The organism is Chitinophaga sp., assembly GCF_017745275.1.
GTDB lineage: Bacteria > Bacteroidota > Bacteroidia > Chitinophagales > Chitinophagaceae > Chitinophaga.
The window spans coordinates 511,374-523,931 of the sequence record NZ_JAGHZS010000006.1 but is presented as its reverse complement, the minus strand read 5'-3'; the positions used below and the strand labels follow the sequence as shown (position 1 = coordinate 523,931).

Below are 12,558 nucleotides of genomic sequence, written 5' to 3'. Positions count from 1 at the left end.
TGTAAAACGGCTGGATATTGGAAAGTTCTTAATATACACATCATTTATTACTTTATTCTGCTCAATCTTACCACTGTATACAGGCTGCCTTTACGAACAAATAAAGAATAAAAATTGGGATTCAGGCTGTATATTTCTCATCTGCTTTTACAACCTTATCTACTTTATCACCATCCCATTTCTAATTGGAAACATCACTGCCATTCTCAGAACATAAGCTCATCGCTTGGAAGTCTTTAAGGGAATATTTTCATTAATAGGTATAAAGTTGTTATATTTGATCATCACAGTTCTTAACGCTGCTATAACAACTCAAACACAAGGTTAGCGATAAGGTTAACAACCTTGCTCACTTTCAGAAAACATTGATTTTACAAGGGTTTCAGAAGATATACAGCGGTCCCGTCCGGTCCGCAAAAATTCGAGAATAGGCCCGCTCAATGAGCGGGTTTTTTCTTTTAAGTCAGGCTAACATCTTTATCCACATTTACTCACGATTATCTGCTGCAATCAACTTTAATAGGACCCGGTATTCCTATGGCGTACCATTTTACTAAAAAGGTCCTTTTTACGCTTATAATTATATTTTCACTATTTTAGGACGAAGTAATTGGCTAACAATGGAGGATAAAATGCTTTTGCTTGCAATAGCAGAGGGTGACGAAACTGCATTTGTGAGACTATTTGAAAAACACCGCGCGAAAGTATATTTCGTCGCTCAAAAATTATTGAAATCAGACATTAACAGTAAAGATGTATTGCAGGAAGTATTTACGGGCATTTGGCTAAACCGCGAATCGCTTCATGAAGTAGAAAACTTTAGCGCCTACCTGCATACCATGGTGCGGAATAATATTTATAGCAAATTAAGAAGAAAGAAAGCAGAAGGAAAAGTAATCAGGGCCATTCATGAAAATAGCGCCGATACTGACAGCGGTACAGAAGAATCTATTAAGTTGCGCGATCTGCAGGCCAGTTTATCCATGGCCGCAAAGTTACTCACCCCTCAACAAAAACACGTATACCATTTAAGCAGAACAGCAGGATTTAGTCATGATGAAATTGCTGCGCAACTAAAGATATCCAAAGAAACCGTCAAGAAACATATCATGGCCGCCAATAAAATAGTGCAAACCTTTTTGCGGGACCAGAGTTTCTTACTCGTCATTTTCCTGTGCGTTTGCGACTATACCAACAGTTTTGGTGAATTCCATACGCCTCCTTCCCATATCACTTCTCTTTCAAATGATGTTAATATATTGGTTTCAAATACGTTAGACAACAACATCGTTTTCTGAAAAAAATATTTTTATTCATCTACCCCTTTGCATAAATGCCGTGCGTCTATTATGGTTAGTGGCACCTTATATCAGCGTTTATGCAGGATCGATTACTAACATTATTCCACAAGTATGTAAATGACAGCTGTTCAGCAGAAGAGCTGGCAGAGCTATTTGAATTATTTTCCCTTACCGGCAACGAAGCCGTAATAAAGGAGCTGATTGCACAAACGATTGCCGACGTTTACCAGGATCCTGCACAAATAAACACCTTCCTGAGCGCAGCGGATGCCGAAAAAATTTTACGTGATATTCTTCCCCATACAAATGAGACAGCGACTACCAACACCCGGACCCTATCTCCGGGATGGTGGCGCTGGGCCGCAGCAGCCGCCGTGGCAGCATTGGTGGGTATATACGGCTATTATCATCTGCAACATGCTACTCACACACCGGTACCAAAAGTAGCCCAGCTAAAGTCACCTGACCTGCATAGCCGAAGCGGCAGTAATAAAGCCATCCTCACGCTGAGCAACGGGCAAACCATTGCATTAGATAGCGCGCAAAATGGGCTGCTGGCTACACAAGGCGCAGGGCGCGTAATAAAAACCCAATCCGGGGAAGTTGTTTACAGCGGCGATGAAAAGCAAAACGAAAAAATATTGTACAACAGCATCTCCACGCCACGTGGGGGCCAATATTTTCTGCAGTTGTCAGATGGTAGTAAAGTCTGGCTAAATGCGGCATCCTCTATCCGGTTCCCGGTAACATTTCCTGCCGGAGAACGCAGGGTATACATTACCGGAGAGGCTTATTTTGAAGTGGCCCATCAACAGCCAACACCATTTATCGTAGAAGCATCGGATCCCGCAGCAGCCAACGGCGGCTGCAAAGTGGAGGTATTGGGCACCAAATTCAATATCAACTCCTACACTAACGAACCAACTGTAAGCACCACATTATTAGAAGGAAAAGTAAGAGTACACACTTATACTACGCCACAGTCGCAAATCCTGCTGCCTGATCAACAGGTGAATATTACCCGCAAAGGCGTAATGACGCTTACCCAACCGGCAGATGTGAATGCCATCATTGCCTGGAAGAACGGGTATACACAGTTTTCTGCGGTGCCACTATCGGCCGTAATGCGACAAATAGAAAGATGGTATGATGTGCATGTCCAGTTCGAAGACCAGGTGACAGACGTCAAATTCACCGGTAAGTTAAAACGCAATGAAAATTTATCTGAATTCTTAAAAATACTGGATCTGAATAACATCAAATATGAAATAAATAATTCCACCATTACAATTAAAAAATAAAATAATTCCCCTCAGCGGGATCAATTGAAAAGGGATCACTGAATACCAAAAGCGCTTTTGAATTAAGAGAGACCAAAGTCTATTGCTCATTACTCAACCGAAAAAAATATGATTTTCTTAAACTATGTATTTGAGAGAATACAGTTATTTGCACGCCCTAACCTAACGCTACGCAAGATGAAACCAGTCTTCGTTTTTCTGTTGGCCATCAGTTTGCAACTGAGCGCCAAAGCTTACTCACAGAACGTTACATTGAAAGGAGAGCAACTGAACATTCCACAAATTTTTGCGGCTATAGAACGCCAGACTGATTACGTTTTCTTTTATAAAGATGATGTACTGAAATCCACTACTCCTGTTACCGTAAGCCTGAACAATGTTTCCATAGCCGATGCACTGGCTGCCTGCTTAAAAGGACAACCACTCACCTGGTCTATTGTAGGGCACAACATCATTGTATTAAAATCTAACGCTCCTGCTTCGTCCACTCAACAGGCATCCCTGCTGATAAAAGGACTGGTAACAGATGAAAAAGGAACTCCTTTGGCCGGTGTAACCATCCGTATTAAAGGCACTCCACTTGGCGCCAGCACAGATGCAAATGGCCGCTTTCAAATATCCGTTGCTTCCACCAGCTCCAAAATTTTAGTGTTTAGCTATATTGGCATGGAAACAGTGGAAGTAACTGTAACGAAGGAAGATCCTGTTGTTGTACATCTAAAATCAAAGGCCAACATCCAGGAAATCATTGTTACTGCCTATGGCATCAAGCGCCAGCCAAAAGAACTGGGTTATGCCGCTACTACCATCACTGGTAAAGAATTAAACCAGGCGGAAAACATTAACGCTACTTCCGGATTGATTGGTAAAGTATCTGGTTTGTCTATTCAAACCCAGGACAACAACCTCGATCCATCTTATAAAATCAATTTACGGGGTAACCGCTCTATTACCGGGAACAACTCGGCTATTGTTGTGTTAGACGGCGCTATTGTACCTCCGTACATCCTGAATAATATCAATCCGAACGACATTGAAAGTGTGAACGTGCTGAAAGGCAGCGCTGCGGCTTCCCTGTATGGCGCCAGCGGTAGTAACGGTGCATTGGTGATTACTACTAAGAAAACGCCTGCCGGTAAAACAGAAATAAACTTCAAAACCAGCGTACAGTGGGAAAGTATTTCCAAACTGCCTGACCTGCAATATACCTATGGTGGCTGGGGCGGCGAATTTCAGTACGTAGATCCTGTAACCGGTCAAACGGTGAACGTGCCTTATGAAAATCAGCAATTCGGTCCTAAATATGATGGCAGCATCGTAGAAGTAGGTACGCCTAAAAGAATATTGTATAATGATGGTACTTATAAAGACACTGTTATCACCACCACCTACTCTCCTAAAAAAGGATCACGTACTGATTTTTTCCAGACAGGTATTACCAAACAGTATGATTTATCTATTGGTACAGCATCACAGAATTCTTCTACTTATGTAGCGTACCAGCGAACCGACCGTTCCGACATCATTCCACAAAATAAACTGGCGAAGAACTTCTTCAAACTAAATGGGAGCACTAAATACAACGTTGTAAGTATCGATTATGCACTGGGTTATACCAATACCAGTAAAGACGAGGTATGGAACAGGAGCAGTATCTACAACCAAATCCTGAACTCCCCGGCGCATGTTGATTTAAACTGGTTTAAAAGTGGCTTCTTCTCTTCTCCCGATAACTACTTCAACGCCTGGAACGACAACCCATGGTGGAACCTCGCTAACTTCAGAAGTAAAAGCACCGATAATAAGTTTGTAGGAAATGTAGGCGCTAAAGTTGCTATCACAGACGATATCGAAGCCGGCTACCGGTTGGGGTATACTTACAGCGCTTTTAATTACAAGAACACAGGTAATGGCTGGAAGTATTCCGACTACGAACAATCCAATCCCTATAACGTTCCGGGCGGTACCCAGGCATCTAACAGAAAGGTGTTATTACCTACTGCCGGCGGCGGATCCAGCTTTGAATCACATTTAACCGGAGACCTGTTAGTATCATTCAAAAAGCAGTTGTCTGACAACATCACTTCTAAACTCTTATTAGGCCACTCTATTGTACAGGATAAATACAATTTTGAAAACTATAACGCCAATACCCTTGCGTTTAATGATTTCTATAATGTATCCAGTTATATAGGGCAGCAAACTGCCGGCGAAGGTAAAGCAGAAAGAAATCAACAGGCTGCATTTGCTGACGTGTCTTTTGGTATCAATAAGTACCTGTTTGTACACGGCAGTTATCGTTTTGACTGGACCTCTGTGCTGACCGCTTCTAACAGAAGATTCTCCTATGGATCCGCAGATGCTGCCTTTGTACTTTCTGATGCGTTGCCTAAATTCTTCAGTAATGATGTGGTAAATTTTGCCAAAGTAAGAGCTGCCTACAGCCAGACAGGCCAGGTAAACCTTAGCAACATCAGTACCTACGGCGCTTACCTGACATCTTCCTCTTTCAATGTAGCAGCAGGCTATCCCTATAATAACAGTGTTGGCTACAGCAGAAATTCACTGGCGCCTAATCCTAACCTGAAAGATGAGCGCACCACAGAAATAGAAGCCGGTATTGAACTGAGTTTCCTGAGGAACCGGATTAATTTCAATGGAACAGTTTTCAACCAACATACCAAAAACCAAACGATTCCTTCACAGGTATCTCCCACAACAGGCTATAATGCTATGTTGGTGAATGGTGGTGAAACTTCCAACTTCGGCGTAGAAACAGATCTTAAAGTAACACTCATTGATAACAGAACAACCGAATTCAGGTGGGATGTAGGTGCTAACTTCACTTATATCCACAACAAAGTAGTGTCCCTGCCTAATGGCGGCGCGGATCTGTCGATGACGAATGATGCGTATGCCGTAGTAGGCTATGCTTTCCCTGCCTTAAAAGTGACTGATTTCAACAGGGATCCGGCAACCGGAAAAGTAATTGTTGATGGGAATGGTTACCCTACCCGTGCAGCCGCTTATAAATTCATGGGCGCGATCTTCCAGCCTTATCGCCTGGGCCTGACCACGTCTGTTGCGTACAAGAACTTCGGGCTCACCGTGGTAGCCGACTACAGAGGCGGTGGTGTATTGTTTAACCAGATTGGTCAAACATTGGACTGGACAGGTTCTTCTGCACACTCTACCTACGGCGACCGTCAGCGCTTTGTGTTCCCGAATTCCGTTTACGATGATGGAAGCGGACATTATGTGGATAATAAATCCAGGCAAATTGCGAACGTGTATCAATTCTGGCAAACGTATAGCACTCTGGGAACACCTTATGTTACCAGCAATGCGTTCTGGAAACTCAGAGAAGTGGTATTGTCTTATACCTTACCCGCTTCTTTATTCAATGGATTTAAAACTATCAAAGGCGCCTCAGTAGCTGTTACCGGCAGGAATTTATTTATGTGGAGACCCGCAGAAAATATCTGGACAGATCCTGAATTTAATCTTGGTGGTGGTTATAACGCAGATGGTACCAATAATACGGGACAAACGCCGCCAACCAGATTTATAGGTGGAAGCCTGAATGTTAGGTTTTAATTTTTTCAACCGGAAACTTTTACAAAATGAAAGTACTCACTAAATATTTGCTCGTTCTGTTGTTTACAACAGGAATGTCGGCCTGCTCAAAATCATACTTTGATATCAATGATAATAATCCCAATAATCCAAACAATGTAGACATCGACCTGGTACTGTCTCCGCAACTAAATAACATTGCCTATCTCCAGCACATGGGGTCGAATGATATGTCGTATTGGATGGGCTACTGGACCATCGGTGGCGGTTCCTTTGTGAACTCCTATGTGTTCAATTATAGCTTCGACAACAAATGGTTCCAGGGTATGTGGACCGGCTACTACGGCTACCTGGGGAACCTGCGGTATATAGATCAGCATGCCAATGGCAATAACTTTTACAGGGGCATTGTGAAAACGATGAATGTAATTTGTTATCACAACCTGATTGACCTGTTTGGAAACATTCCGTATACCCAGGCATTGCAGATTGATAAATACCCTACGCCGGTATATGATGATGCAGCTACTATTTACAACGACTTATACCAGCAACTGGACAGCGCCAGAGACCTGATTAAAAACTGGACTGGTAACCTGCCCAAAGGCGATATTATGTATAATGGCAACAAGGCCAACTGGATCAGGTTTATTAATACGCTCCAGTTAAGGCTGATACTGCGTGTGAGCCAGTTGGGCACCAAACCGCCGTATTACGCCACTGCCCTTCAGCATTTGCTTACCAGTGCCGCAGCAGATGGTTACATTTCAGGTGTACAAAACGAAGGGAATGTAAACCCCGGGTTCTTTAATCAAAGTGGAAAAGGTAATCCTTTTGTAGAGAGATTCTGGAACATCAGCCAAAATCAACAGACATCCAGTTACAATTATTTCCGTGCCAATGCTGCAGCAGTGAACTTCTACTGGGATGGCTTCAATGGCTATGGCGACTGGCGACTGTACAGAATATATGCGCCATACGATAATAACCCGGATCACTTTAAAGGTGGCTATTTTGGCGTACCTACTGCCAATAATGATACCTTATCCGGCTTCTCCTGGGGAGATAAGGTAAATGGTAATTTCTCCGGTACAAATGGTTTTGGTATTATCAAAAATGTGAACCAGTCTATACCTGTGATCACCACTTTCGAAAGTTATTTTCTGCAGGCGGAAGCAGCTTATAGAAATATTATCCCGGGAGATTATAAAGCGCTGTACAAAGCGGGAGTTCGCGCCAACTTTACGTATCTCTACAAAGGCTCTTTGCCTGATCCATCCGGCAGTCAGTTCTACCAGCCCAACGACGCTATTGCAGACGCCGATGGTTATATGGCACAAACCACCGGTAAAGTGAACAACTTCAATATAGACCTCACGACGGATCCGCTGCAAACGATCTTATCTCAAAAATGGATTGCCATGAACGGGGTGAATCCTTTTGAACCTTATGCAGATTTCCGCCGTACAGGATGGCCTACATATATCTATGGTTCTAAATATCCCGGCGCACCGCCTTTACCTAAAAGAGTATTTTATCCAAGCGTGGAATATGCCACCAATACGGATAACGTAAAAGCACAGGGTGAAGATGTACTCACTAAAAAAATATTCTGGGGTAGATAATTCCAATTGTATTTACAAAATATTGAAAGATGAAAAAACACTTTAACCTGATATATATAAGTCTGCTGGCACTGGCTACTCAGTCCTGCCTGAAAGACAAAGAAGGCGTATCGCTGGCAGATATTCCGGGTACCAACATCGTAGAGCTGGCACCATTGGATGATGGTGCTACCACGTCGATTGACAGTCGAATGAAAACGATTAACCGGCTGCCATCTACATTAAAAGCAGTAGATACCATTACCATCCCCGTATACCTGGCCAGCACCACTGGTCCGTCCAACAAGGATATAACGGTAACGCTTGCACGGGATACTGCTGCCATCACCAAATATAACCTGGCTAAAGGTACTCACTGGGCTTTCTTCCCGGATAGCACAATTGTCAATGAGAACTTAAAAGTGACGATACCTGCCGGTAAAAATGTGGGGTACTTTCATTTGCTGGTGAATACATCTCATGTAAAATCAGAGGACAAATTCATGGTGGCCTACAATATTATAGAAGTACCCAAGCCCCTGTCTATCAGTGCTGACCGCTTTTATGTGTATTACAAGCTGGTGGTTAGAAACAAATATGATGGTTTCTATAACTTCCGGCCAGGTGGTATGACTGATTACCAGGTGTCAACGAATGTTGTTATCAGCAACACCACAGTAGACCTGGTAACGGTAGATGATTCCACCTGTATTATGAGAGACGCTTACGCCTTTGCCAACGGGAACACCGATCCTTATGGTAATCCATTAAATGGAAAGCTGTTCTGGAATGCGGCCAACAATACCTGGACCTGGTATGGCTACTTCTGCCCGGTATTACACTTTGATCCGAATGGCAGTGGAAAAATCATCCGTGTCACCAATTACTTCGGGCAACCAGACCCGGTAAGAGGACGTTACGCCACGATAAGTCCTGCGCCCAATGAAGCTGCTGCGTCTCAATGGGATCCGGCTACGCGGAACATAAAAGTATACTACTTAATGTATGATGGTAATTTCAAAGGCGGATGGCAAGGCTGCAAAGTATGGTTCTACGACAACCTGACTTTTGTACGCGACAGACCTTAAACTATCTCTTCACCTGGAACACGTTTTTATGCAACCTAAATATATTATTGCAGCAGCATTGGCACTTTGCACCAGCTGCTCTAAAGCACCTCAACAAGCAGAGTTGTCTTACGACAACCACCTGACCACTATTAAGCCATCTGACAATATCTGGTTTAATAAAAAAGTAGATTTCGCCAAGAGCAAGAATATTACTGTATTTGTTGATAACAGGCTTTCCGGCGCTGATGGGAATGTTGTAGCCAAAGCTATCAAAGAAGCTCTACCTGTGGCCCAAAAGTATCTCAGTTCGATATCTCCCAATATCAATATTACCAGCATTACCTGGGGTGATGTGCTGCCGGCGCCGGGCACTACTTATGATGTGGTGATCAGGGCAGATAACAGCGGCACAGGTGCTGCCCCTGCCTGGGCACATATCCCGGATGGCACCGGAAAGGTGGGTGATTTGATGTCGATCAACCTTGATTTAAATCAAACCGGCTTAAGCTGGGCGCATGTATATTATACGCGATTACTTGTTCATGAGTTTTTACACACACTTGGTTATGGCCACACCGGTGCTGTATCAGGAGGTGACTACGATGCCAATGTAGAAGAAATGGCAATCCCCAATAAACATAATACTACGCAGGATCCTTTGCAGGCGTTGATGTCGAGCTATAACTCCCTTTATTCCCTCACAGGGTATAGTGGTGCGCCTGCCGATTTTGATGCGGGGACAAACCCGTTTTATGTTTTTACCAAGGGTGATCTGGCACAGTTAAACTGGTATTATACGCTGAAGGCGCCATATGATGTTTATTAGTTTAGAATTTGCGGTACAAAAATGAGAAGAGACCCGCTCTATGAGCGGGTTTTCTTTTTGTATACCCGTGACAATCGCCGCAAATTCCTTTTACCGCAAAAATCATTAGCAATAATTGAAACTATGTACGTATGTTTATACATAAAATAGCTCATCCCTTTTCATCACGTTATGAAGACAACCAGATTTATAAACATTTCCTTTTTGCTGCTGCTAATCGGTGTGTCCACGGCCATGGCACAGTCACCCAAAGCCGGCACCCACTCACGGGTAACCGACATTTGGGTAGTATTTAAAACACATTTTGACCTTGGCTTCACTGACCTGCCGGAAAACGTATTCAAACGTTACAGGGGCGAAATGATGGATAACGCTTTAGCCGTTATAGAGAAAAGCGCCACGCAAGCTCCCGAAAAACGTTTTGCCTGGACCGTTTCCGGCTGGCCATTACAGGCGCAGATACTCGGTCCCCTGCAAACACCGGAACAACGAATAAGAATTGAAAAGGCCATTAAAACAGGTGCGCTGGTGGTGCATGGTCTGCCCTTTACCACGCATACGGAGTCATTGGATTATGAAGACCTGGTGCGGGGCCTGGGATACTCCTCTGCTATTACCCGTAAATACGGGCTGCCCTTGACTATCAGCGCAAAGATGACCGACGTACCTGATCATTCCTGGATAATGCCTACCCTGCTGCATCATGCAGGCATAAAATTCCTGCAGTTAGGCTGTAATCCTGCCAGTCAATTTCCCCGGTTTCCGGAACTGTTCTGGTGGGAAGGCCCGGATGGTTCAAAAGTACTTTGCAACTATACTGCTGTTTATGGATCCGACATCCGGCCTACACCCAACTGGCCTTGTAAAAACTACCTCGCCATGCAAATGACAGGAGATAACCACGGTCCCCCAACTTCCGCAGAAATAGATCAGCTCCTGGCCTATGCAGCCAAAGAGATGCCGGGTGTTAAAATACATTTTGGTACACTGGATGATTTCACCAAAGCTGTTTTAGCTGAACATCCCGATTTACCAACCGTAAAAGGTGATTGCCCTGATACCTGGATTCATGGCATCCAGTCCAATCCGCAGGAAACCAAAACGGCACGAAACATCCGTCCGCTGGAGTCTGCGCTTGATGCGTTAAACACACAAATGAATGCCTGGGGCATTCCCACCGCGCCGGTTTCAGAAAAGCTGGCGAAAGCATATGAGCAAAGTCTCCTGTACGGAGAGCATACCTGGGGCATGAACGCCGAATATGGTCCCCGCTACAGTTATGGTGATGACTGGAAAAAATGGATGGCTGAAGCTGCCGCAGAGCCAATTCCGGAAAATGATAATTATGCGGCACTAAAAAACAGTGACGCACACCATACGGCCACCGGCAGCAAAAGGAAATGGCTTTATTCTTATGACGTAAAACGGCAGTACATCCGCAATACCAATGCGATTGTTCAACCAGCGCTACAGGAACGCCTGGATCTGCTGGCATCAGCCATTAATAAAAAAGGGCAACGCGTGGTAGTATACAATCCCCTCCCGTGGAAAAGATCCGGTATGATAGCAGATCCCTGGAATAAAGGGAATTACTGCTATATCAAAGATATTCCTGCATCCGGCTATGTGTCTTTTTCACAGGATGAACTCATGCAACAGTCCATCGTCAACAGTGAACAAACCACGATCAGTACCCCCTATTACCACGTGACAATGGATCTGAAACGAGGTGGTATTTCGTCTTTGATAGAAAAATCAACAGGCCGCGAATTGGTGGATACATCTGCATCCTATGTGATGGGACAATTTTTACACGAACGCTTTAGTACTCATGAAGTAGACAAATGGTTCAATGCCTACAGCCGGATAAAAGATGGCTGGGGATTAAATGATCTTGGGAAACCGGGAATGTTGGACGCTGAAAAAGCCCCTTATGTAGCTTATACACCACCTGCATGGAAAATAAATGTGGCACATACCGGTACTGCTGATGTGATTACCTTAACAGCGCAGGAAACAGCGGGCTATGCAAAAGATTACACCCTCACCTTTACCTTTCCTGCCAATGCCCCGTATGTAGAGGTAGCATGGGCTGTAAACGCAAAAACGCCGGATAAACAACCCGAAGGTGGCTGGCTCTGTTTTCCGTTCAACGTAAAAGCGCCTTCTTTCACTATTGGTCGTATGGGTGCGCCCATCAACCCTGCCTCGGATATTATACCGGGATGCAACCGCTACCTGATGGCGTTAAACTCCGGTGTGGCGGTTACACAGGCAGATAAATCCGGTATGGCGTTATCTTCAGCGGATGCACCTTTAATCAGCCCTGGCATGCCCGGTTTATGGAAGTATGATATGGATTATATTCCAACAACACCTGCAGTATTTGTGAACCTTTATAACAACATGTGGAATACTAATTTCCCATTATGGCAGGATGGTTCATGGAGTGAAAGCGTGCGTGTTTGGCCACTTGAAAAAGGTACGGCTACTATTCCCAATTTAATACAACATTCCTGGGAAACACGTGTACCACTATTAACAGCAACAGCAACCGGCGATCCTGGTAAATTGCCGGCAAAGCAGGAAGGGATTGCAGTTTCCAGAACAGGTGTATTAATCACTGCCTTCGGCGAAAATCCGGATGGCAAAGGCACTATTCTGCGGGTATGGGAACAGGCGGGTATTTCGGGCAACTGTAAAATAACCTTGAATCATCAACCCAATGTTAAAGCGGTAATACCGATTGACCTGCGTGGTAATAAAACAGGAGCAGCGATTGCAGTAAAGAATGGCGTATTCAATTTTCATCTTCCTAAATACGCTCCGGCTTCATTCCTGTTCATTCAATAACATCCACAGACGCTACCTGCTCAGGCA

At 44.2% G+C, this 12,558-nt stretch carries 7 protein-coding genes; all 7 read left to right on the top strand.

All coding sequences use genetic code 11. The annotated features are described in order from the left end of the window. Nucleotides 1–620 precede the first annotated feature (620 nt). The 7 genes from J7623_RS19185 to J7623_RS19155 all read left to right on the top strand — a co-directional run bounded on the left by J7623_RS19185 (nucleotide 621) and on the right by J7623_RS19155 (nucleotide 12,531). The gene (locus tag J7623_RS19185; protein WP_366839384.1) at nucleotides 621–1,298 is read left to right on the top strand and encodes a sigma-70 family RNA polymerase sigma factor; all 678 of its coding nucleotides are present in this window, start codon (nucleotides 621–623) and stop codon (nucleotides 1,296–1,298) included. Nucleotides 1,299–1,378: 80 nt separating this feature from the next. Then, complete coding sequence (locus J7623_RS19180; RefSeq protein ID WP_291923325.1) at nucleotides 1,379–2,602, top strand: FecR family protein; 1,224 nt, start codon at nucleotides 1,379–1,381, stop codon at nucleotides 2,600–2,602. Between the two features lie 177 nt (nucleotides 2,603–2,779). Continuing rightward, the gene (locus tag J7623_RS19175) at nucleotides 2,780–6,199 is read left to right on the top strand and encodes a SusC/RagA family TonB-linked outer membrane protein (RefSeq protein WP_291923323.1); all 3,420 of its coding nucleotides are present in this window, start codon (nucleotides 2,780–2,782) and stop codon (nucleotides 6,197–6,199) included. A gap of 26 nt (nucleotides 6,200–6,225) precedes the next feature. Beyond that, a complete protein-coding gene (locus tag J7623_RS19170) occupies nucleotides 6,226–7,803 on the top strand; it encodes a SusD/RagB family nutrient-binding outer membrane lipoprotein (protein ID WP_291923321.1) in 1,578 nt (525 codons plus the stop codon). Nucleotides 7,804–7,832: 29 nt separating this feature from the next. Then, entirely contained in the window at nucleotides 7,833–8,870 is a 1,038-nt protein-coding gene (locus J7623_RS19165; RefSeq protein WP_291923319.1) for a DUF1735 domain-containing protein, read from the top strand. Nucleotides 8,871–8,898: 28 nt separating this feature from the next. Then, on the top strand, nucleotides 8,899–9,678 hold the full coding sequence (locus tag J7623_RS19160) for a hypothetical protein (RefSeq protein WP_291923317.1): 780 nt from the start codon (nucleotides 8,899–8,901) through the stop codon (nucleotides 9,676–9,678). Between the two features lie 171 nt (nucleotides 9,679–9,849). After that, on the top strand, nucleotides 9,850–12,531 hold the full coding sequence (locus J7623_RS19155; protein WP_291923315.1) for a hypothetical protein: 2,682 nt from the start codon (nucleotides 9,850–9,852) through the stop codon (nucleotides 12,529–12,531). The last annotated feature ends 27 nt before the right edge of the window (nucleotides 12,532–12,558 follow it).

Bases quoted from the DNA above. Each gene is read 5' to 3' on its own strand.
- J7623_RS19185 (WP_366839384.1), top strand. From the start codon at position 621: ATGGAGGATAAAATGCTTTTGCTTGCAATAGCAGAGGGTGACGAAACT.
- J7623_RS19180 (WP_291923325.1), top strand. From the start codon at position 1,379: ATGCAGGATCGATTACTAACATTATTCCACAAGTATGTAAATGACAGC.
- J7623_RS19175 (WP_291923323.1), top strand. From the start codon at position 2,780: ATGAAACCAGTCTTCGTTTTTCTGTTGGCCATCAGTTTGCAACTGAGC.
- J7623_RS19170 (WP_291923321.1), top strand. From the start codon at position 6,226: ATGAAAGTACTCACTAAATATTTGCTCGTTCTGTTGTTTACAACAGGA.
- J7623_RS19165 (WP_291923319.1), top strand. From the start codon at position 7,833: ATGAAAAAACACTTTAACCTGATATATATAAGTCTGCTGGCACTGGCT.
- J7623_RS19160 (WP_291923317.1), top strand. From the start codon at position 8,899: ATGCAACCTAAATATATTATTGCAGCAGCATTGGCACTTTGCACCAGC.
- J7623_RS19155 (WP_291923315.1), top strand. From the start codon at position 9,850: ATGAAGACAACCAGATTTATAAACATTTCCTTTTTGCTGCTGCTAATC.